The following is a 21,562-nucleotide window of genomic DNA, read 5'->3' as shown; positions in this document are numbered from 1 at the left end:
CCTGACCGGAGGATACTGCCTGATGAACGTGCTGTACCGCTGGGGCCACTGGCTGCTCGCCGTCCTGTTGCTGACCGGCTGCGCCGCCACCCCCGCACCCACCACCAGTCTGTACGAGGCCAGCGCGGCACTGGGCACTGAACAAACCCTGCGGCAGCTCTACTCCTGGCCCAACAGCGCGGAAAGCCCGCAGTCGCTCACCGACACCATCCACCACTACACCTGGCAGAGCGGCACACGCGACGGCCTGCCCGATCTCGCCGTCACCGTGTGGAATGACCTCGGCAACTACAGCGCCACCATTCGCAGCTCCGACTGGCGCGTACTCGACTACGGCCGGCGCCTGCCGCGCTTTCTCGCCATCGGCCAGCTCGGCGTGGACGCCACGACACGACTGAAAACCGCCGGCCTGTGGAACGACAAGGAATGGCGCTTCTTTCTGCCGCTGGGACTGGCCCTCACCGAACAGCGCTCGGTGCAACTGCTGCACTTCCCGCCCGATTATTCCCTGCCCGCACAGGACTACCTCGGTTCGAAGACCAGCCAGCGCTGGGAGTCTCTGTTGCAGGAAAACGGCGTGGCGGCAGCGGAAGTCACCCTGTACGAGGCCATCGTCGACATCGCCCCCATTGCCGCACCGGCCAGTGCCGGCAGCACGCTGGAGGCCACCTATCCCTACTACGCCCCCTACGCGCGGCGCCTGTTGGAATTCCTGCTGCAACGCGACAGCGGCGCCGCCCGCCCGGTGGTGGCCTACGGCTATCCGGTACGGCAGTGGCTGCAGCAGCAATACGGCGTCACCCTCAAGGTGCTCGATACAGCGCAGCTCGATCTCGGTCACGCTCAGGCGGCGGTCATCGCCGCCAACCACCCCAGCTTCATCTGGTACGTCAAGGAACAGGGTTACGACGCCGCCGAACAGGTGATGTATCAGGACCTCGTCGCCGCCTGCTGGCAGGCGGCCATGGGCAACAATCCCGACGCCAATGCCACCCTCACCCGCGACACCTGCCGCGACAGCTGGCGTGACCGCCCACAACAGGTCTGCGTCCTCACCTGGCAGCAGGCCTTCGACAAGAGCACGGAAGAGGCCCAGCAGCTGTGCCGCAGCGGCAAACCGGCACCCACCGCAGCGAAGGTCGACCTCGAAACACTGGAGCGCCAACTGCTGCAATGAGCCGGGGCGCTGCCGCACTGTCGCCAACACGCAGAGGCGGCCATGAAACACGGTGTGGCACTGCTGGCATGCGCGCTGCTGACAAACCCTCGTCCACGCTTATGCCGCCGCCGATTTACGTATAATCGCCCCGACTCCACACGGAAAAGCTCCGCCCATGACCACACTCGGCGTGGTGATGGACCCCATAGGGGCCATCCATTACAAGAAGGACTCCACCCTGGCGATGCTGCTGGCGGCGCAGTCGCGTGGCTGGCAGTTGCGCTATTTCGAACTGGCCGATCTCTACCTGCGCGACGGCACGGCCTACGGCCGCAGCCGGCCGCTGCGGGTATACGCCGACCCGCAGGGCTGGTTCGAACTGGGGGAGGCGGAGGACATGCCGCTGGGTGAGCTGGACGTGATCCTGATGCGCAAGGATCCGCCCTTCGACATGGAGTACATCTACGCCACTTACCTGCTGGAGCAGGCGGAAGCGGCCGGGGCGCTGGTGGTGAACCGGGCGCAGAGCCTGCGCGACGCCAACGAGAAGCTGTTCGCCGCCTGGTTTCCGCAGTGCACGCCGCCGACCCTGGTGACGCGCGACATGCAGCGGCTGCGCGCCTTCGTCGCGGAGCAGGGCGAGGCGGTGCTGAAACCGCTGGGCGGCATGGGCGGCGCCTCGATCTTCGTCACCCGCCAGGGCGACCCCAATGCCTCGGTGATCATCGAGACCCTCACCGACCATGGCCAGCGCTACACCATGGCGCAGCGCTATCTGCCGGAGATAAGCGCAGGCGACAAGCGCATCCTGCTCATCGATGGCGAACCGGTGCCCTATGCGCTGGCGCGCATCCCGGCCGCGGGTGAACTGCGCGGCAACCTCGCCGCCGGCGGCAGCGGGGTGGGGGTGCCACTGTCGCAGCGTGACCGCTGGATCTGCGCCCAGGTGGCGCCGCGCCTGCGCGAGCAGGGCCTGCTGTTCGTCGGCCTCGATGTCATCGGCGACTACCTCACCGAGATCAATGTCACCAGCCCCACCTGCATCCGCGAACTGGACGCGCAGTTCGGCCTGGACATCGCCGGGCAACTCATGGAGGCCATTGCGGTCAAACTGGTGGCGCGGCATTAAGCCCAACCCCGCAGGGTCCGCCCTACCCCGGTATTTGATGTGATCGATATTCATGCCTAAGTTCGCTTGCCTGCTGCCCCTCGCCCTCCTCCTCGCCGCCTGCCAGGGCGAACCGCCCGTCCAGCGCAAGACCTTCACCGCCTACGGCAGCCCGGTGACCCTCGCCGTGCAGGGCCTGGCGGCGGAACCGGCGCAGCGCGCGCTGGAGGAGGCGGCAACGGATCTGTTGTACATCGAAGAGGGCAACGACCCGGCACGGCCGGGGCCGATGGCGCGCACCAACCAGCTGCTGGCGACGACGGCCGGCTTCTCCGCCGTGCCCTCGCTGCTGCCGCAGATCCAGCAGGCGCAGGTGCTGTCGGCGCGCAGCGGCGGGCTGTTCAATCCGGCCCTGGGCGGTCTGCTGGAGCTGTGGGGGTTCTACCGCGAGCCCAAGGGACCACCGCCGACGCCGGAAGCCATTGCCGCGCTGGTGGCACAGCAACCGTCGATGAGCGACATCGTCATCGACGGCATCGCCATGCGCAGCAACAACGCGGCCGTGCGCCTCGACCTGGGCGACTTCGGCCGCGGCTACGCCCTGGATACCGCGCTGGCCCGGCTACGCGAGGCCGGCGTCACCACCGGCCAGCTGACCACACCGGGAGCGGCGGCACGCCTGGGCCAGGGTGACGAGCTGGTACTGGTTCTGACCGGCCGCGACGGCCGCACCCCGCTGGCGCGCGTCGCCCTGCAGCCCGACGAGGTGGCCTACACCGTGACCCCGCTGCGCGGCGCCTATCTGCACGACGACCGCCTGTTCCACCCGCTGCTCGACCCCGCCACAGGCGAACCCGCGCGCAGCGTCTTCGCCGTCACCGTGTTCCACACCCGCCTGGCCGAGGCCGCCGCCGCGGCCCATGCCCTGTTCGTGGCCGGCCCGGCACGCTGGACAGAAACCGCCCGCGCCCTCGGTATCCGTCACGCCCTGCTGGTGGATGCGGAAGACGGGGTGCGCGTCACAGCCCCGCTGGCGCCGCGCCTCGCGCTGGCCGACGGCACGCTGCAAGCCGTGGTCGATCCGCTATAATCCGCCGCACATGAGCACCCTCGCCCCGACACCGCCCGTCCCGCGCATCGGTCCCGCCGATCGCCTCGGCCTGACGCTGTTTCTCGCCGTCGCCTTCCACGCCATCGTGATCCTCGGCATCAGCTTCGTGCCCAACGACAAGAATGCCGCCGACACGCCGCGCACCCTGGAGGTGATCCTGGTGCACAGCAAGAGCGACGAGAAGCCGGACCAGGCCGATTACCTGGCACAGGTCACCCAGCGGGGCGGCGGCGACGTCGAGGAAAAGGTCCGCCCCGGCAGCCCCTTCGCCAACAGCGCCTCGCGCAGCGAGCAGGGCAATGCCGCCCAAACGCGCCCGCTGACCGTGCCCAGGCCGCAACCCACGCCGGAGCCGCAGAACGTCATGACGGTGGAGCAGTCGCGCCTGCGCACCCAGGTCACGCCGGGCGAACGGCGCCCCGATATCCCGGAGGACCTCACCGCCGCCGAGCTGATGCCCACCAGCCAGGAGATGGCCGCCCTGGCGGCGGAGATCACCCAGCGCATGCAGATATACGCGGCCAAGCCGCGCGAGAAATACATCACCGCCAGCACCAAGGAATACCTTGAAGCCAGTTATGAGCACGCCTGGCGCATGAAGGTGGAGCGCATCGGCAATCTCAACTACCCCGACGAGGCGCGCCGCGCCAATCTCTCCGGCGCCCTGCTGCTGGACGTGGCCATCAACGCCGACGGCAGCCTGAAGGACGTGCGGGTGGTGCGCTCCTCCGGCCACCGCGTGCTGGACGAGGGCGCCATCCGCATCGTGAAAATGGCCGCGCCCTATGCACCGCTGCCGCAGGCCCTGCGCAAGGATACCGACGTGCTGCACATCATCCGCACCTGGCTGTTCGAGAGCGGCAACCAACTGGAGATGCGCTAGGGAAGCTCTGAATAAGTTCAGAGCTTCCGCGGCACAGGGATGTGCCGCCATTTTTCAACGACGATAAGTCGTTGAAAAATGAAGCCAAGCGAAAATCACACTTTTCGCTTGGCGTGGTTTTGTCCACGGATGGACTTATGTCGCGCAGCCCAGGGAGGGGCGGGAGCGACCTGAAAAGTCCAGGATGGACTTATTCAGACCTTCCCTAGGAGCGAAGCACCTGCGCACCGCGGCAGCAAAGCGGAGTCCGATCGCCAAGGCGATTCGCTCCTGCACCACCGCCACCCTTGCGGGCCGCACACACCTTCCCGATACTAACGCCATGACCGAAACCGCTTCCCTGCGCAATCATTTTCTCATCGCCATGCCGCAACTGGCTGACCCCAACTTCAGCCACACGGTGACCTACATCTGCGAACACAACGCGGAAGGATCGCTGGGCATCGTCATCAACCGCCCCCTGGAGATCACCCTGGGCGACGTGTTGCAACACATGCAGATCGCGCCCGACGCACGGGTAGACACCGCCGCACCGGTATTCAGCGGCGGCCCGGTGCAGCCGGAACGCGGCTTCGTGCTGCACCGCCCGGTGGGGGCCTGGACCTCCAGCCTGCCGGTCACCGCCGACATCGCCCTGACCACCTCGCGCGACATCATGGCCGCCATCGGCCAAGGCACGGGACCGCAGCAGTTCCTGCTCGCCCTGGGCTATGCCGGCTGGGGCGCCGGCCAACTGGAGCAGGAAATCGCGCAAAACGCGTGGCTGTCCGGTCCGGCCGACCCGGCGATCCTGTTCGAGCTGCCGGTGGAGGAGCGCTGGGGCGCCGCCGCCGCCCTCATCGGCGTCGATCTGACCCTGCTGTCCAGCGAAGCCGGCCACGCCTAAGAACACAGGCACGAGGGGCGAGATGCGGGCTACGAACATCAACCCCCATGTAGCGCACGCACCGTGCACCACGCGGTGCCCCGCGACGCCCCGGTGCGCGGTGCACACCCTACGCACCCCGTCTAGCGAGGCCGGGGTTGTTCGCCCCTCGCCCCTTGCACCTCATACCTCGCCATGACCAATGGCGTCCTGCTCGGCTTCGACTACGGCACCAAGCGCATCGGCATCGCCGTCGGCCAGACGCTCACCGGCAGCGCCCGTCCCCTCACCATCGTCAAGGCCCGCGACGGCAAGCCCGACTGGGACGCCATCTCCCGACTCATCGCCGAGTGGCGGCCGGTAGCCCTGGTGGTCGGACTGCCGGTGCACATGGACGGCACGGAACATGAACGCACGGCGCGCGCGCAGCGCTTTGGGAATCAGCTGGCGGGCAGGTACAATCTGCCGGTCCATCGCGTCGACGAACGCCTCACCTCCTACGAGGCGGAACTGGAGCTACGCGCGCAGGGCAAGGGGGGCGCGGCGCTGGATGCCGTCGCCGCGCAACTGATCCTGCAAAGCTGGCTGGACACCCACGCCGAAGAGAGTCGCCCATGACTACGCAACCCGCTATCGAACCCACCCTGCGCGCCATGGCCGATCGCCTGCGCGCCTTACTCGCCGCCCGCGGCATCGGCGACCCCTGCATGGTCGGCATCCACACCGGCGGCGTCTGGGTGGCGCGGCGCCTGCACGAACTGCTCGATCTGCGCGAACCGCTCGGTGCACTGGACATCAGCTTCTACCGCGACGACTTCTCGCGCATCGGCATGCACCCGCAGGTCAAGCCCTCCAACCTGCCCTTCGATATCGAGGGACGTCACATCATCCTGGTGGATGACGTGCTCTACACCGGCCGTACCATCCGCGCCGCCCTCAACGAATTGTTCGACTACGGCCGCCCCGCCTCGGTGACGCTCGCCGTGCTGGTGGAGCGCAGCGGCCGCGAGCTGCCGATCCAGGCCGACGTGGCCGGACTGCAAATGGACTTGGAGGCCGATCAGCAGGTCAAGCTGAGCGGTCCGGACGATCTCGCCCTGACGGTGCAAAGCCATGCCGATCGATAAATTGCAGCAGGACGCCAACGGCAACCTGCGCCACTTCCTCACCCTCGAGGGACTGAGCCGCAGCGTGCTCACCGAGATCCTCGACCTCGCCGAGTCCTTCATCACGGTGGACGCGCAGAGCGTGAAGAAGGTGCCGCTGCTGCGCGGCAAGACCATCGCCAACCTGTTCTTCGAATCGAGCACGCGCACGCGCACCACCTTCGAGCTGGCGGCCAAGCGCCTGTCCGCCGACGTGCTCAACATCAATATCCAGACCTCGGCCACCTCCAAGGGCGAGAGCCTGCTCGACATGCTGCACAACCTGGAGGCGATGCACTGCGACATGTTCGTGGTGCGCCACGCCGATTCCGGCGCCGCCCACTTCATCGCCCGCCACGTCGCGCCGCACGTATCGGTGGTCAACGCCGGCGACGGCCGCCACGCCCACCCCACCCAGGGTATGCTGGACATGTTCACCATCCGCCGCCACAAGGGGCCGGACTTCGGCGCGCTGCGCGTCGCCATCGTCGGCGACATCATGCACTCGCGCGTGGCGCGCTCGCAGATCCACGCCCTCAACACCCTGGGCGTCGGCGAGCTGCGTGTCATTGCCCCCAAGACCCTGGTGCCGCCCGAAGCCAGTGCACTCGGCGTGCACGTGTTCCACGACATGGCGCGCGGCCTGAAGGACGTGGACGTGGTGATCATGCTGCGCCTGCAACGCGAACGCATGCAGGGTGCGCTGATCCCGAGCGGCGGCGAATTCTTCCAGCTCTACGGCCTCAATGCCGACATGCTGGCCCAGGCCAAGCCCGATGCCATCGTCATGCACCCCGGCCCCATCAACCGCGGCATCGAGATCGATTCGGCGGTGGCCGACGGTGAACAGTCGGTGATCCTGGAGCAGGTGAGCAACGGCATCGCCGTGCGCATGGCGGTGATGTCCATGTGCCTGGGCCGCGCGGCAGGGGAGGGGGCGTAAACATGCATACGGTAATCCGCAACGGCCGCGTCATCGACCCGGCCAACCGCCGCGACGAAACCGCCGATATCTACATCGCCGCCGGGCGCATCGCCGCCATCGGCACCGCCCCGGCCGGCTTCTCCGTACAGAAGGAAATCGACGCGCGCGGCAAGTGGGTGCTCCCTGGCCTGGTCGATCTGCGCGCCCACCTGCGCGAGCCGGGCCAGAAGCACAAGGGCGGCATCGCCAACGAGACCCGCGCCGCCGCCGCCGGCGGCATCACCACCCTGTGCTGTGCGCCGGATACCAATCCGGTGATCGACAGCGCGGCGGTAGTCGAGCTGATCCGCCGCAAGGCCAGTGATGCCGGCATGGCCCATGTCCTGCCGCTGGCGGCCCTCACCCAGGGCCTCGCCGGCGAGCAGATCAGTGAAATGTACGGGCTGCAACAGGCCGGCTGCGTGGCGGTGAGCAACGGCAAGATTCCGATGGCCAACACCCTGGTGTTGCGCCGGGCGCTGGAGTACGCCGCCGGCCTCGATATCCCGGTGCTGCTGTATTCCGAAGACCCCTGGCTCGGCGCCAGCGGCTGCATCCATGAAGGCGTGGTCTCCACCCGCCTCGGCCTGCCCGGCATCCCGGCCTGCGCCGAGGTGATCGCCGTGGGCCGCGACCTGATGCTGGTGGAGCAGACCGGCGTGCGCGCCCACTTCTGCCAGCTCTCCTCCGCCCGCGCCGTGGAACTGGTGGCGGCGGCACAGAAACGCGGCGTGCCGGTCACGGCCGACGTCAGCGCCCACCAGCTCTATCTCACCGAACTGGACGTCGGCCAGTTCAACAGCCTCTGCCACGTGCGTCCGCCGCTGCGCAGCCAGCGCGACCGTGATGGCCTGCGCGCCGCGCTCGCCGACGGCGTGATCGGCGCCATCTGTTCCGACCACCAGCCGCACGACACCGACGCCAAGCTGGCGCCGTTCCCGGCCACCGAGCCGGGCATCTCGGCGCTGGAGACCCTGCTGCCGCTCACCCTGCGCCTGGTGGACGAGGGCGTGCTGCCGCTGCACGAGGCCATCGGCCGCATCACCTGGCAGCCGGCCAACATCCTCGGCCAGAGCGCGGGCACACTCAGCCTGGGCGCCCGCGCCGACCTGTGCATCGTCGATCCGGAGTGTTACTGGACGGTAAGCGAGAAAGCCCTGGTGAGCCGCGGCAAGAACACCCCGTTCCTCGGCTGGGAACTGAAGGGCAAGGTCACCCACACCCTGCTCGACGGCAGGCTGGTGTACGAAAATCACCAGTGACAAGTTACAAGTGACAAGTGGCAAGATAGAATCACTTGCAACTTGTCACTTGTAACTTGCGACTCCCCATGACCAAGCCGCATCGCAACACCGTCTTTGTCGAAGACGCCGAGATCCTGAGCCACGAGCATCTGGCCGGCGAACAGCACATGCTGCGCGTGAAGGCGCCGCAGATCGCCAGCCACGCCCGCGCCGGCAGCTTCGCCCACATCACGGTGGACCCGCAGCGCCCGCTGCGCCGTCCCATCTCCATCATGCGCGTGAACAGGCACAGCGGCGAGGTGGACTTCCTCTACAAGGTGTTCGGCGAGGGCACCACCCTGCTGGCCAAGCGCGCCGTGGGCGAGAAACTGAGCATCCTCGGCCCCATCGGCACGCCGTTCACCCTGCACATGGAAAGGCCGCGGCCGCTGCTCATCGGCGGCGGCGTCGGCATTCCGCCGATGGTGTTCGTCGCCGCGGAGACGCTGGCGGTGAAGGGCGCCTATCAACCGTTCGTGATCATGGGTTCGGAGGTGCCGTTCCCGTTCAAGGCGCAGCCGTCGAAGATCATGGTGCCCGGCATGAGTGCGGAGGTGATCGCCGCCATGCCGCTGCTGGAGGACTGGGGCATCCCCTCGCGCCTCGCCAGCCGCCAGGGCTATGCCGGCTGCCACGACGGTTTCGTCACCGACGTGGCGCGCCACTATCTGGAGGCCCTGACGCCGGAGCAGCGCAAGGAGGTGGAGGTATTCGCCTGCGGCCCGCACCCGATGCTGGAGGCGGTGGCGAGGCTGGCGCGGGAATACCACTTGCCCTGCCAGGTGTCGATGGAAGAGTTCATGGCCTGCGGCGTCGGCGGCTGTGCCGGCTGCACCATCGAGGTCCAGACCGACAAGGGCCCGGCCATGAAGCGCGTCTGTGTCGACGGTCCGGTGTTCGACGCCAGGGCTGTGTTCCCCGCCTGAACATCTGTTTCAGCCTACCGGCTGCAATGCTGTTCCGGTCAATGGCGCGGAACAGTTGCACAGTCTCCCTCCCGTAGGAGCCGAGTCCTCGCGGCGAATGCAACAAACGCGGCGCTGCTCGCCGAGAGGACTCGGCTCCTGCAGTTTCTGAAACATCGTCAATACCGCTCGCGCAGATAGATGTGGTGTCGGCTGCCCTGATAGAGGCCGAAGCTCACACGGCCGCAGGCCTCGCTCGGTGCCGCGGCATCGCAGTTCCATGCATGCCCCAGCCAGGGATGATCCGTTGTCAATGAGGTACGGATATCGACATAGCCGGTATGGCCGGCGCCGGGCGCGGTGAACACCAGCCCGGCATCGCCGCTGACCAGCGGCGAGTTGATGGGCAGTGCCGCCGTGCTGCCGCCGCCCACCGTCATCGTCGTGTCACCGCTCTGCCAGTCGCCGCTGTCGGTCTGCGGGTTGCGCAGCTCCAGATGGTCGGCCAGCGTCAGCGCAGTGCAATTGTCGGCATCATTCCGGCGATAGTAGCCACCCGCATCGTAGTACTCGGCCTGCATCGGCACGGCAATATCGGCCAGCTCCGCGCCATAGGCATTCTGCAGACGCAGGCGGCCGAGGCGGTATTCCACCGCCTTGCCGCTGTCGTTCTCCTCACCGCTGGCTTCGCCGTCATCGGCCATCACGCGCAGATGCATGGCCTGCGGCCCGCCCTCGGCGGTAAAGGCATACCGCGCCGTGGCCGTCATGGCGCCCACACCGGCGGCAAAGGTCAGGCTGTCCACATTCCAGGTCAGTACGCCGGCGGCAGCGGCAGCGCCCTGCATCGGCATGGCCGTCACATCGCCGGTGCCGAGCTTCGCAAACGCGCCGGCATAGTTCGCCGTCGTGGCACCGGCAACATTACGCGCGGTGATCGTCCCGGTGACACTGAACGGCTGGCCCACCTTGCTGCCGCTGAGGCCGGCATAGGTGAATGTCGTGCCACAACCCACATCCGGTGTGTGGGTAACACCGAAACTCGCAGGGTGAAACCGCCCAACATTGCCGCTCACCGAGCCGGTAACGTTGCCGGCCCCAAGATAATTACCACTGGCGATACTGGGCGTAAGCGTTACGATACCCACCTCCGGCCATGTGAACGTACCGCAGGCTGTGCCAGCGGTCGCCGGATCACCTGCGCAGTCCTCGCCGAAACTTCCAAAGCTTCCAGCCAGCACCGGGTTGCTGCCTCCGACAGGCGCCACAAGAGTAGTGGCCAGTGCCACCGATTCAGGCGCAGACTCCCTGCCGAAATTGGGCGTGATGTCGCCAACAGCATTACGCGCCGCAACCGTAACCCTGAAATCTTCGCCTGCAGCACAGAATGCTGCACCACCGGCGTCAGCAGCACCCGGATTCGCCGTGCCATCGGCACACACGATCCCCGTCAGCGTGAAGTGATCCGGCCGGGCGACAAACATATCCTGTCCCGTCATCACCAATCCCGCATCGTCACCGCTTCCCTCATAACGCGCATCCAGTTGCATCTGCCCTGCATCAGGATAAACCACTTGCAACGAGGCTACACCGGTGGAGTCGAAATCAAGATCAAGCTCCGTTCCCGGACTTGCACCAGCAACATCGGTGTCATTCACGTTGACCGCCAACGTGCCTGTGCCGGGGTCGACATACGTGGACCAGAAGTTGACGGTCTTGGTCACATCCGTGAATCCGGGTACACATTGCTGTGTCTCGTTATCCTTCCGTATCGCTTTGATGGTGATATTCTGTGTAGTAGAGGCATCGTGATTTGGAATATCAAAGACAAAGCCGGAATCGTGGAATGTGATATTGCAGTTGGCCTGTTCCACACCACCGATATAACAACGGGGCGGATTCAATGCAGAAGGTGTGCTGGAAATCACGCCCAGAGCCACAGTTTCGGCTGTGGTGTGTTGCAACTGCAATGTATCCGAGCTTGCGAATGTAACGGGACTGCCGTCAATCCAACCCGAAGGCGCCAATGTCGCCGTAATATCGCCGCTTGCTTCCACCGAACAAGCGGAATCAAGACAGGCGCGGACCTGGATATTTTCCGGGGCACAGGTAAGGCCGCTTCCGTCGTGATAGAAACGGAAATGGTTTACCGTCGTTGAAACCGGCAACATCTTCGTCGCACACACTGAGATATTGTCAATCTCATGGATATTCGTCGAACCACCAGTTGATCCAGTGAATGAAAGTATCCAGTTTTCGGGAACAGGTGCCTGCCCCACGCTCGCCAATGCATCGCCTGTAAGGTGTGTAACCCATGGTCCGCCAGGCGTTGTTTGCCGCTCGACCGTGTAGATGGCCTGACCAGGAGTTGTCAAATGATCGATGGTAACCCGGTAGCGGTGCCCCGGCGCGGGTGTTGCACCCGACTGATCTATACCAGGCCTCAGTGTTCCCGTTCCGCTCAGCCGGCGGTAACCGACAGTGCCGCTGCCAGAGCCACGAACCGACAATGAGTCAATGACACGGCCACTGGGTGGCGGCCCATCGCCGCGGCATTCATCGTCGTTATTGAAATTTCCATACTCATCGATACCAACACCCAACCAACCTCCGGCAAATCCATTGACACCACACCGTTGTGCATAACCAAGTGAACCACCATACCCGCCGGGGGACGGTGTTATGGAAGAGTCGGAGAAGGTAACTGCGATACCATCAGCTCCGTTACCATTATACGCAAAGTAATCAAACTCAAGGACGATCAGGTTCCCTGCACCGGGGAACAATTTCTGCAATGTGGCTGCGGTTGCCACATTGCCACTCGCATCCGTGAGACGTAGTCGATTGTTAACGATCCTTGGATCGCCAAAACTGCCGCTGCTGTTGGATACCGACCAATCCGTACCCAGTGCTGCACGATTAAAATCATCCACGTAACAGGTGCTAGGCGTAGGACAGTCTCGCTCGGAGCCGTCGAGATTCTTTCCTGCCGACTGCAGAGCGTAGATACTGGCTACATCAGCATCCGTCAGGACGCCATCAAATATGAACACCTCGTCGAGCTCGCCAACAAAATACTCATGGCTGCCCGCCGTATCTTCAATCCGCCCGATACTGGAAAAACTGGTGCTTACTATGCCGCTATTTGTTGTACCACTCTTGTTCAAGGCGCCATCGAGATATATCTTGTAAGCACCGTCACCTGCGTTGCGGCTCAACACCACGTGATGCCATGTGCCGTCATTGATGGCCACCGTTGATTTCGCCGTATTGTCGTTACCTTTCGAAATCCCGATGTGTCCCGCTGCATCCAGCCAGCCCCAGAATATGTCATTGGTTCCACCCGACTGCTCTACACCAGCGACACCCGGTGCCTGCCAGTTCGTGTCGTTGCCGACCTGGGTGGTTTTTATCCAGAAACTGAGTGGGGTCATCACCTAATCGAGTGGGTTGAATCACCGATTTCTCATCTGAGCGGGGTATAGGTCAAGGCCGCCGAGATGGAAGTAGATGGCAGTACGGAAACGCTCCCGATTGCGGAACCCCCGCGCCCGGTTCTTCATGTGCTGGATGCGGCTGTTGATGCTTTCGGCATGGCCATTGTGTACCTTCAACACCACGGCATTGATGATGCCCCACAGGTGCTTCTTGATCGTTGCGGCGGTTTTCTTCACCGGCTCCAGTCGGCTGCGTACAGCCCAAGACAGCCAGCGCGTCCAGCCCTTGGCCGCCCAGGTGCGGCTGTCGTAGTGCCACAGGCCCATGGCGAATTCCTTGATGGCCCAGGCCCGCGCCGTTTTCAGGCTGCCATCGCGCAGTGCACGAAAGCGGTTCTGCTGCGCACGCGTCATGTTGGCCGGGTTGGTGAGCCAGTCATATTTGCTGCCCTTGAGGCAGTCCTCGCCCACGGCCAACAGGGAGCGATGCTCCTGTCGCCGTACCTTGTCCACCGCATCATTCAGGTACTTGGCGACATGAAACTTGTCGAAGGCGATTTTCTCCCGCGCCTGTGGGATGTGCGCCTCCGTGGCGCTGATATAGGCCGGCCACATGTCCATCGCCACCGCCTTGATGTTGGCCTTCTGCTCATCACTCAGCCCGGCATAGTAGGCCGACAGGCTCTCCGTCTTGCGGTCGTCCGCCACGTGCAGCACGACGCCACGTTCCTGGTCAGTCACCACGGTCACGTACTCGTGGCGCCGGGCGAAGGCGGTCTCGTCCACGCTCAAGTATTCCGGCGCTTGGCTCTCACGGCGGGACAGCCCGCGCTTCACCGCGCGCTGCATCACTCTGTCGATGGCGCCCCAACTCAGCTTCAATTGTCGCGCCACCGCCTGCGTGCTCGCCTCCTTCAGCCAGTCAATGAGCAGCGCCTCGAACAGCGCCGTGAAACCCGAACCCGGTTCTGCCCACGGGACCGCCACCGTGACCACCCCGTGCTCTGCACATTGCACCCGCGGCACGTCCGCTTCCAGCACCGTCTTGTACTGGCAGGTGTCCAGATGGCGCCATTGCCGACGCCTGCTGTCGTAGCCGGGGCTGGGGCGTCCACAGTGCGGACAGCTCCACGTCACTCCCGGCTCCGGGACCACGTGAATCCGAACCTCCTCGGCATCACGCAGCAACTGCACATCGGCCACCTTCCACGGCGACCGTAAGCCAAGAATCTGGGCGTATAGGTCTATGTCTCTCATGACTCAACAGGGTAAGCTACCCACTCGATACGGGGAAGAGCCACTGAGTGTTGCGGTGTTTCCCAACAAGCTGGAGAGATTGCTCACCTGAACATAATTTGAACCATCAAATATGCCGGCGCGACATAGCCTGCCAGGCTCGATGGTGGTTGCTCCCCCAATCGATGTACCATCATTACCGTTGCCGCTACTGTCTACTACTTCACCTGGACTACCATCCCAGGAGAATTCATCGAATTGGTATGCTGCCAATAATGCAGCGGACACCGCAGAGTCAGTATAGTGAATCGTTATTTCGACGTGATCGACATAAGCACGCGTATTGCCTCCTGAGTTCGTATCTTTTCTTACACGCAAACCAACACCGAAATTGCCGGCATTTATCTCTGCCGGCGTCCAGGTGGTTCCCCACAGATCGGCGGCGCCGCCATAACTTGCATAGGTATCACTAGTAGGAAACCAGGTAGTGGTGTCTGCATAGTTAGAACCAACTGTTGTGCCTCCCTTGATCAACTGGAGGTCTCTGTCACGCATACGGTTATCCACTTGGGCACGGCGCTCTATCCGGACGGAAATTCCGTCAATGGTGGCCGCCACCGGGATCGAAAATCCAAAATCTGTACACTCCAGCAACTCGGAGTCTTGCCAGTCATCCAGGCGCGTGTCAGCACGATTGTTGTCACTAACGCGGGCTCTATCTGGATTGCTCCAGTTATCATCGCCTGAACCCGTACTTGAGCAAGAGCCAGGGCTAGCGACTTGCGTAAGAGCGAATGCCTCGCTACTCAACAGCAGTGATGAAAGGAGGGTATACAGGACAATCACGACCAACTTCGCGGTCATACGGAAATTTCGGCTATCATCGCCCTTAGACTTCTTCTGATTTTCCACGATCATATAACCGTCCTAATGCAGGATAATTTAAGGAAGGTCTGAATAAGTCCATCCTGGACTTCTCAGACCACGCCAAGCGAAAAGTGTGATTTTCGCTCGGCTTCATTTTTCAACGACTTATCGTCGTTGAAAAATGGCGGCACATCCCTGTGCCGCGGAAGCTCTGAACTTATTCAGAGCTTCCTTAACGTCGGTAGATAAGAGTCGGGTTCCTGCCAACACCATTTTCGCCCTCCCGGCTTGAAGACGGAGAGACAGGCGGCAGGTCCGGCTGTGGCTGCACGGTCTCTGGAACCGATCGCTCTGCGGCTCTGTTTGCTGGTGCCGACGGTGTGTCGTGGCGCTGTGCATACCAATATCCGCCGCCTGCCGCAGCGGCCCCCGCCGCCACCAACAACAACCACGGCCAGGAACTGCGGCGCGGCTGCGGTCGCATGACAGCCGCCAATTCCACCTTGGCCAGGATCTCTGCCAGGCGCGCATCGTCCGGCGCGGCGATAGCCGTGACAGCATGTTGGATGGCCTGTTCCAGTCGATCGATTTTCATAATCCGGTTATCGGATGGTGCCCATGGGCGCCCTTTGCCTCAGAGGTCGGGCTGTGCGCCTGTTCCTATAACGCATGAATGGCACAATTTGTTCACGTTGGAGAACGGAGTGCCGCACCATTCACCGGGGTTCGCCGTCGGCGGGCCTGGATTCACCCTGCGGCCATGAAGCCGTGTCTGATGCGGGCAATCCAAGCAGCACACGCATCCGGGGGTCTGCTCTTGCGAGCAAGTGAGGATTGGAGCGGTAGGCCGCCAACAGAAAACAACGGTTGGCGTCGATTTCTTGGATGAGGCGATAGTTTTCTTCGGCGGTCATGTCGACGGGCCTTCTTGAAGCTTTTTCAGTTCCTCAATGTCGAGGGCGTCCTTGCTGCGGCCGGTATCCGTTTTCATGGCGATCAAATGGTCTATGGAGGCAATGGGAATATTCAAGTTGCCAACGCCAATGATAGTGGCGTCACGTTTAAGATCGGTGAAGGAAACCCGGGGTTTGATAAGTACGTCTATGACAGTGGAAGTTGTCTCAGGTCCACGCAGGCCAAAAGCCAGCATGCCCTTTTCCTGAAACCATTGCTCCAGCAAACGGGGATCCGCCAGGGAATCGATATCCACGGGTATAACCGGTTGGAGACCGTAGGCCTTGCAGCTATTGATAAATGCCCTCAAGTTATCAGGTGTCATCGCCAGTACGACATCCACATCCATGGTCACGCGTTGATAGCCATGCAGCGCAACGGCCAGGCCGCCCACGACGACATAGTCGACCTTCGCATCGCTCAACATTTCGATCATTTGCAACAGGGTCATAGCCGCATGCTACTCCGAATCCTCGTTACCCCGCAGGCCGGGCACCACGGCCCTACTGGTAGGTAATTTCATGGCGCCCACAGGGCACCCTCTAACGGGCCGCGGTGCGTATGGCATAGGGCGGGCCACGCCCGCCATCACGCCTCCAGTATGCCGCGCAGCTTGTGCAGCGCCGCGGCCGCCTGGCGCCGTACCGTGCCTTCCGGCAGGCCGATGGCCTCGGCCACCTCGGCGTGGGTCAGCCCTATCCAGTAACGCATGAGCAGCAGATTTTGTTCATCGCCGTGCAGGGTGTTCATGGCCCTGAGCACGGCCTCGTTGGCGTAGGGGTCGCCGCCCGGCGCCGGGATGGCCGCCAGTTGCTCCGATTCGAGAGTGACGGGCCAATGCTGCGCACGCCGATGCAGGTCGATGCGCAGGTTCAGCGCAATGCGGTAGAGCAGCGGCAGGGGCGCCGCCGGGTTCTTGCACACCGTTTGGATGAAGCGCAGGAAGGTTTCGCTCAGCAGGTCGTAGGCGGTGTCGGCGTCGCAGCCGCGGGCGAGAAAGAATTTCCACAGGCGCGGCGCCTCCTGCTGATAGAAGCGGCGGAAGGCAGCCTGATCCTGTTTCGAGCAATAGCGGCGGATGAGATCGTCGGCATCCGGCATGACCTCAGTCTGCCTCATGCCGTCGGCGAGCGAAAATCCGCCAGCAAGGCTATCTGCCCGATGTCGCGAGCCTTGTCGTAGTAGCGTCGATCTGCGGTGACGAGGGTGGCGCGAGGAATATGCAGGGCCGTGGCATGGTAGAGCGTATCGAACAGGTGATGGCGCAGCTGGCGGGCGAGGTCGACGGCAGTGGCGTAAACATTCCTGTCGTCGAGAAGATCCGAGTCGATGGCCAGCAGGTCAGCCAAGTCGGCCTGCGCCTCCGCAGGTTTTTCACGGGCCAGCACGGCGCCCATTTCGGCGAGAAAATGTGGGGGCTGCATCATCCGGATATGGCCGGCGTCGATGTCACTGAGCAGCAACAAGGCCCGATCAACGTCCGCCTCGTCGTCACGCAAGCGAAAGAACCATTTGAGCGCGACGCTGGCATCCACCACCACGATCACGGGCGCTCGGCCTCACGGGCCTTTTGCAGATCGTCTTGTGAAACGACGGGGGCGTGATCCCGGCGGGCCAGAATTCTGCCGATGGCCTCGTGGCTGCGTTGCTTGCGCTGCGCCCGTTCTACCGCCTCGCGCATTAATTCGGCGATGACGGCGCTTTTGTTCTGCCCCTGAAACGTCGCGTTGAAGGCGTCCTTGACATCATCCGGCACACTGAAATTGACGGTCGCCATGCCAATCTCCTGTTGTTGAAAATTTCAACAATAGTATGTTGGAGGTTATGGGAAATAGCAACTACACCAGGGTTTGGGCGATACCGCTGCGCTATATAGGGTCTGCGTGCCAAGGGGCGCCATGTGTGCAGTCGCGCCTGATGCGATCTTCCACATCCACCACCGGCTACGGGGCGGCGTTGGTGACGGTAACAGTGATCCGTCGCGCCGCATAACCGGGCTGGCCGAAGCCCGGGGAATTGGTCTGGGCAAAGGCGGTGATTTCATACACGTTGTAATTCTCGCCGGCCTCCTGGTGGCTGGTGCAGGAGTCCAGGGTGACGGAAACGGCAAATCCGTCCAGGTCGCCGCCGCTCAGGCCGCCGCTGAGGGTCGTCGGCGTGGCGGGACAGGCGGCGATGCCCAGTGCGGTGGCTATGCCCCACTCGGTGCCGCTGCGCGCCGCGTGATAGGCCTTGGCGCCCTGCAAGGCGTGGAGCGTGGTGAAATGCTGCGTACCGCTGATGCTGACCATGTAGGCGCCCAGCGCGCCCAGCACCACCAGCAGGAACAGGGCGCTGACCAGGGAAAAACCGTGTATATGTCGCGGGGAGCGATTCATGCCCGTACTATTGGCAACCGAGGTGCGAGCAGTAAGAGTCCATGACTTCAGGGTGTAGCCGACCGAAGGTGCCCGAGATAACGGACTCGCGGGGTGTATAGACTTTACTTACCCGGACCCAACTGATCTTGGGAAGCACACCCTCAAGAAAGGAGGCCTCATCCAACTGAAACGCAGCTTCATGATGAGCGCTGGAGGTAATGGCGAGGCACACCACGTCACCCAATGCATCCGGCGGCGTCAGGATCAGAACAAGCCGGCGTTTTGCCGCGTGCAAGTTGGAGAACAGAAAGGGGACCAACACGACATCACCGGGTTGGAACATTGTTCCATACCTCATCTTCCGTGTTGTCCCACACCCCTTCCATGCTGCGTTGTTGCGCCTGCATCAGGTTATTGGCTTCCGCACGAGCCAACCGCTCTTTGAGGAACTGGGTGAAGTCGAAAACCTCCTGCTGCAAGGGCTCGGGAAGCTGCTGAATTTCATCGATGAGTTTGTCCGCAGTGGTCACGGTTGCCTCCTTACAGCGATACCGGCCATGAGCCGTGCGCGTCCAGTCTACCCCCGTTCATGGCACGTTATCCACATGCACCTGGTGCAGGAGCCGCACCGATTCTCCACCGTCAGTCAGTGTCAGTTCCAGGGTAACCAGCCCGGCGCGGGTCGCCGTGCCGGGGTTATAGGTGAAGGTGCAGCCGTTGACGTGGCGCGTAACGGGCGTGCCGGTTCCCACGCCGCCACCGATGGCATATACGCCGTAACGATTGAGAGCGGTGCCCTCGCAGCGGTAGCTGATGGCGCCGTCCACCAGAAATATGCGCTGACGCGGCGATTCGTAGGCGAACTGGTGGCTGATGTCGTCAAGGGTGATAGTCTGCTCGCCCGCCGTCGGTGCGGCGTCGTCGTTGGCAATGGTGATGTCACTGGCCGGAGTGATCACGTTGTCCCAGCTGTAGGCATCCGCCCCGGCAATGCCGAGGTTGTAGACAACCAGATGATGGCCGGAGAGCGTCCCCTCCTGTAGGTGCTGACCGAACACATTGAAACTGTTGTCGGGCGCGCTGAAATTCAGCACCTTGGCCGGTGCACCGGGCGGCGTGGCGCGGTAGCGCGCCCCCTGCACGGTATTGATCATCTCGATCTGTGTGCCGCCGGTGATGCGTATGCTGTTGGGCAGGGCGCGCCTGATATCGCGCGCCATCAGACGCAGGGCCGACTCGGCCGCATCCACCAGCTCGGCGCGGCGCGACAGGTCCACATAGCCTTCCACGGGCTGGCGGATGAACACGCCGACGATGGCCGCGATGATGCCGGTGATCACGATGACCATGATCAGCTCGACCAGGGTGAAGCCGCGGTGCAGGTGTGAGTTCATCTGCATGGTCATCAATAATCGGCGCGGTAGCCGGTTATGGTCATGTTCACGAGGGTGCTGTGGGTCACCGTCACATCCACCCGTTTGACATTGACACCATCCAGCGCCGTATCGGCAATGGCTACCGTCACGGCATAGTCACCCAGGCCGGCGATGGCATTGCCAAACTGGTCACGCACCACCGTATCCGGCAGGTTGCGATAATCATCCACATCGTCAAACTGATCCCGCGTACCGGTACCCGGCCCGGCGTCATAACTCTTGGTGAGGATCTCTTCCAGATAGGCCTCGGCGATGGCGACCGCCTGATGCTGGATCATCGGGTCGGCGCTGTGGCGCGTGGTGATCTCCATCACCTTGAGGATGCCCACCACGGCGATGCCGATGATCACCATGCTGACCACCAGTTCGATGAGGGTGAGGCCGCGCTGCCGCATCATCATTGCCGCTCCACATAGCCGGTGGCGGCATAAACCCGGAAGCTCAACGGGCTGGTCCCGGTCACGGTCACGGTCCTGTCGGCAGAGGCAAGGCCGGAGGCGAGGAAGGTCAGGGTACCGGTCCCCGCCGTGACGCTGACGTCGCTCGGCGCGTTGTAGGGGGGCTGCTTGCCCGGCAGTGAGATGATCTGCCAGTTGGCCGTGTTGCAGTTGGTAGTGGGTTGTTGCAGGGAAAAGCTGTCGGCGTTGATGGTGATGCGCACATCGCAGTTGGAGGCGACGGCCAGCTTCTGCGCATAACGCGTGGCCTGCAACAACTCATCGAACCAGCCGCGCTGCTCGAAATCCGTACGATTGAACCACATCGGCAGTGCCGTCACCGACAGCACACCGAGGATGACGATTACCATCACCAGCTCAGTGAGGGTGAAGCCCCCAATGGGGTCAGGTCTTGACATCACTGTTTCTCACCGTTCACCCTTAATGACCTTGCTCAAAGCCCCCAATGAAGCCCCCAATGGGGTCAGGTCTTGACATCACTGTTTCTCACCGTTCACCCTTAATGACCTTGCTCACGGTCGAATAATGCAGCCCTAATTCACGAGCAATCGCAGCCATCGTATATCCATAATCGTTATAAGCACAACGAATTGCCTCATCGCGCTTCAATTTATCGGCCCGTACTGGCTTGATGAACATCGTCCTCAAGGTCGGCCTGTGCGCCCATCGTTGTGTACGGGGCACCTCCTTTGAGTCTGCCGCACCTTCGAGCAGCGGCTGCATCTGCGCAGCGAACGCTTCGCCTCCGAGAAGAATCTGCCCCTTCAGCATCGGCCATGGCGAACCAGCGGTCATTCCCTGTGCGACGAACTCGCAGTATCGGCGCCGCGCTACTGCGTCAGTCTTGGCAAAAAGCCCCAATATCGAAGCCGTGGTGAGCCATGCCGGAGCGCACTTACCTCCCGCAGTCGCCCGGTAGCTGCTCCAGGGATACAGCGCGGCATCCTTGACCATGCCGGCGCGAACAGGGTTGAGCACAATATAGCGTGCCAGCTCTAACAGATAACTGTCCTTTTCCACCAGTATCGCCTTGAATCGCCCCTGAAATACGTGCCCAACGCGGCTATGGCGGCGATTGAAGCGCTGAGTATACACACCATTGAGGTGCCGCATACCAAGGGAGAGATTGGGGTCGGGAGTTTCCAGCAGGAGGTGATAGTGATTGCCCATCAGGCAATAGGCGTGACACATCCAACCAAAGCGGGTTATCACCTCCCCCAGCAGGGCGAGAAAGGTTTGTCGATCATCATCATCGTGAAAGATGGGTTCACGGGCATTGCCGCGGCTCGTGACGTGATATAAAGCGCCGGCATATTCAATGCGTAGGGGTCTGGCCATGGTCAAAATGATTCGGCATGGAAAAGCGCCATGTCAAGACCTGACCCCTATCC

The 21,562-nt window shown here is 62.9% G+C and carries 25 protein-coding genes; 10 read left to right on the top strand and 15 right to left on the bottom strand.

Annotation, left to right across the window (positions count from 1 at the left end):
* The first annotated feature begins 22 nt into the window (after nucleotides 1–22).
* The 10 genes from EP379_RS00595 to EP379_RS00550 all read left to right on the top strand — a co-directional run bounded on the left by EP379_RS00595 (nucleotide 23) and on the right by EP379_RS00550 (nucleotide 9,444).
* Nucleotides 23–1,177: a hypothetical protein gene (locus EP379_RS00595; protein ID WP_127474706.1), complete on the top strand. Its 1,155-nt coding sequence runs from the start codon at nucleotides 23–25 to the stop codon at nucleotides 1,175–1,177.
* Between the two features lie 157 nt (nucleotides 1,178–1,334).
* A complete protein-coding gene (gshB, locus tag EP379_RS00590; RefSeq protein WP_232023943.1) occupies nucleotides 1,335–2,288 on the top strand; it encodes a glutathione synthase in 954 nt (317 codons plus the stop codon).
* Between the two features lie 52 nt (nucleotides 2,289–2,340).
* The gene (locus tag EP379_RS00585) at nucleotides 2,341–3,357 is read left to right on the top strand and encodes an FAD:protein FMN transferase (protein ID WP_127474704.1); all 1,017 of its coding nucleotides are present in this window, start codon (nucleotides 2,341–2,343) and stop codon (nucleotides 3,355–3,357) included.
* Between the two features lie 10 nt (nucleotides 3,358–3,367).
* Nucleotides 3,368–4,261: an energy transducer TonB gene (locus EP379_RS00580; protein ID WP_127474702.1), complete on the top strand. Its 894-nt coding sequence runs from the start codon at nucleotides 3,368–3,370 to the stop codon at nucleotides 4,259–4,261.
* Between the two features lie 322 nt (nucleotides 4,262–4,583).
* Nucleotides 4,584–5,147 carry a YqgE/AlgH family protein gene (locus EP379_RS00575; protein WP_127474700.1) on the top strand — a complete coding sequence of 188 codons (564 nt, stop codon included), beginning with the start codon at nucleotides 4,584–4,586 and terminating at the stop codon, nucleotides 5,145–5,147.
* A 174-nt stretch (nucleotides 5,148–5,321) separates the two neighbouring features.
* Nucleotides 5,322–5,744: a Holliday junction resolvase RuvX gene (ruvX, locus tag EP379_RS00570; protein WP_127474698.1), complete on the top strand. Its 423-nt coding sequence runs from the start codon at nucleotides 5,322–5,324 to the stop codon at nucleotides 5,742–5,744.
* Nucleotides 5,741–6,253, top strand: a complete 513-nt coding sequence (gene pyrR / locus EP379_RS00565; protein ID WP_127474696.1) for a bifunctional pyr operon transcriptional regulator/uracil phosphoribosyltransferase PyrR — start codon at nucleotides 5,741–5,743, stop codon at nucleotides 6,251–6,253. Before ruvX ends, pyrR begins: the two co-directional genes overlap by 4 nt.
* Nucleotides 6,240–7,214 carry an aspartate carbamoyltransferase catalytic subunit gene (locus EP379_RS00560; RefSeq protein ID WP_127474694.1) on the top strand — a complete coding sequence of 325 codons (975 nt, stop codon included), beginning with the start codon at nucleotides 6,240–6,242 and terminating at the stop codon, nucleotides 7,212–7,214. The genes pyrR and EP379_RS00560 overlap by 14 nt, the downstream gene beginning before the upstream one ends.
* Nucleotides 7,215–7,216: 2 nt before the next feature.
* Entirely contained in the window at nucleotides 7,217–8,497 is a 1,281-nt protein-coding gene (locus EP379_RS00555; RefSeq protein WP_127474691.1) for a dihydroorotase, read from the top strand.
* A 68-nt stretch (nucleotides 8,498–8,565) separates the two neighbouring features.
* Nucleotides 8,566–9,444, top strand: coding sequence for a dihydroorotate dehydrogenase electron transfer subunit (locus tag EP379_RS00550; RefSeq protein WP_127474689.1), 879 nt, complete (start codon nucleotides 8,566–8,568; stop codon nucleotides 9,442–9,444).
* A 158-nt stretch (nucleotides 9,445–9,602) separates the two neighbouring features.
* Here the strand turns inward: EP379_RS00550 and EP379_RS00545 are convergent, their stop codons facing one another.
* The 15 genes from EP379_RS00545 to EP379_RS00475 all read right to left on the bottom strand — a co-directional run bounded on the left by EP379_RS00545 (nucleotide 9,603) and on the right by EP379_RS00475 (nucleotide 21,509).
* A complete protein-coding gene (locus tag EP379_RS00545) occupies nucleotides 9,603–12,857 on the bottom strand; it encodes a DUF6701 domain-containing protein (protein ID WP_127474687.1) in 3,255 nt (1,084 codons plus the stop codon).
* A 21-nt stretch (nucleotides 12,858–12,878) separates the two neighbouring features.
* Nucleotides 12,879–14,117 carry an ISL3 family transposase gene (locus EP379_RS00540; RefSeq protein ID WP_127474685.1) on the bottom strand — a complete coding sequence of 413 codons (1,239 nt, stop codon included), beginning with the start codon at nucleotides 14,115–14,117 and terminating at the stop codon, nucleotides 12,879–12,881.
* A 3-nt stretch (nucleotides 14,118–14,120) separates the two neighbouring features.
* Nucleotides 14,121–15,014, bottom strand: a complete 894-nt coding sequence (locus EP379_RS00535; protein ID WP_127474683.1) for a hypothetical protein — start codon at nucleotides 15,012–15,014, stop codon at nucleotides 14,121–14,123.
* A gap of 665 nt (nucleotides 15,015–15,679) precedes the next feature.
* Complete coding sequence (locus EP379_RS00530; RefSeq protein WP_127474681.1) at nucleotides 15,680–15,877, bottom strand: hypothetical protein; 198 nt, start codon at nucleotides 15,875–15,877, stop codon at nucleotides 15,680–15,682.
* The gene (locus EP379_RS00525) at nucleotides 15,874–16,368 is read right to left on the bottom strand and encodes a DUF6036 family nucleotidyltransferase (protein ID WP_127474679.1); all 495 of its coding nucleotides are present in this window, start codon (nucleotides 16,366–16,368) and stop codon (nucleotides 15,874–15,876) included. The genes EP379_RS00530 and EP379_RS00525 overlap by 4 nt, the downstream gene beginning before the upstream one ends.
* A 137-nt stretch (nucleotides 16,369–16,505) precedes the next feature.
* Nucleotides 16,506–17,036: an RNA polymerase sigma factor gene (locus EP379_RS00520; protein WP_127474677.1), complete on the bottom strand. Its 531-nt coding sequence runs from the start codon at nucleotides 17,034–17,036 to the stop codon at nucleotides 16,506–16,508.
* Complete coding sequence (locus tag EP379_RS00515) at nucleotides 17,033–17,464, bottom strand: type II toxin-antitoxin system VapC family toxin (RefSeq protein ID WP_127474675.1); 432 nt, start codon at nucleotides 17,462–17,464, stop codon at nucleotides 17,033–17,035. The genes EP379_RS00520 and EP379_RS00515 overlap by 4 nt, the downstream gene beginning before the upstream one ends.
* Nucleotides 17,461–17,694, bottom strand: coding sequence for a hypothetical protein (locus tag EP379_RS00510; protein WP_127474673.1), 234 nt, complete (start codon nucleotides 17,692–17,694; stop codon nucleotides 17,461–17,463). The genes EP379_RS00515 and EP379_RS00510 overlap by 4 nt, the downstream gene beginning before the upstream one ends.
* A 166-nt stretch (nucleotides 17,695–17,860) precedes the next feature.
* Complete coding sequence (locus EP379_RS00505) at nucleotides 17,861–18,295, bottom strand: pilus assembly protein MshP (RefSeq protein ID WP_127474671.1); 435 nt, start codon at nucleotides 18,293–18,295, stop codon at nucleotides 17,861–17,863.
* A gap of 7 nt (nucleotides 18,296–18,302) precedes the next feature.
* Nucleotides 18,303–18,620: a type II toxin-antitoxin system PemK/MazF family toxin gene (locus EP379_RS16910; protein WP_127474669.1), complete on the bottom strand. Its 318-nt coding sequence runs from the start codon at nucleotides 18,618–18,620 to the stop codon at nucleotides 18,303–18,305.
* Complete coding sequence (locus EP379_RS00495) at nucleotides 18,604–18,807, bottom strand: DUF2281 domain-containing protein (RefSeq protein WP_127474667.1); 204 nt, start codon at nucleotides 18,805–18,807, stop codon at nucleotides 18,604–18,606. Before EP379_RS00495 ends, EP379_RS16910 begins: the two co-directional genes overlap by 17 nt.
* 57 nt (nucleotides 18,808–18,864) lie before the next feature.
* On the bottom strand, nucleotides 18,865–19,683 hold the full coding sequence (locus EP379_RS00490) for a type II secretion system protein (RefSeq protein ID WP_127474665.1): 819 nt from the start codon (nucleotides 19,681–19,683) through the stop codon (nucleotides 18,865–18,867).
* Entirely contained in the window at nucleotides 19,683–20,114 is a 432-nt protein-coding gene (locus EP379_RS00485; RefSeq protein ID WP_127474663.1) for a prepilin-type N-terminal cleavage/methylation domain-containing protein, read from the bottom strand. The genes EP379_RS00490 and EP379_RS00485 overlap by 1 nt, the downstream gene beginning before the upstream one ends.
* Nucleotides 20,111–20,569 carry a pilin gene (locus EP379_RS16295; protein WP_172600327.1) on the bottom strand — a complete coding sequence of 153 codons (459 nt, stop codon included), beginning with the start codon at nucleotides 20,567–20,569 and terminating at the stop codon, nucleotides 20,111–20,113. Before EP379_RS16295 ends, EP379_RS00485 begins: the two co-directional genes overlap by 4 nt.
* A gap of 88 nt (nucleotides 20,570–20,657) precedes the next feature.
* Nucleotides 20,658–21,509, bottom strand: a complete 852-nt coding sequence (locus EP379_RS00475) for an REP-associated tyrosine transposase (RefSeq protein WP_127474661.1) — start codon at nucleotides 21,507–21,509, stop codon at nucleotides 20,658–20,660.
* Between the last annotated feature and the right edge of the window lie 53 nt (nucleotides 21,510–21,562).

This window comes from Sulfurivermis fontis (assembly GCF_004001245.1).
GTDB lineage: Bacteria > Pseudomonadota > Gammaproteobacteria > Thiohalomonadales > Thiohalomonadaceae > Sulfurivermis > Sulfurivermis fontis.
The sequence above is the reverse complement of the archived record's forward strand: the minus strand, read 5'-3'. Positions and strand labels throughout refer to the sequence as shown.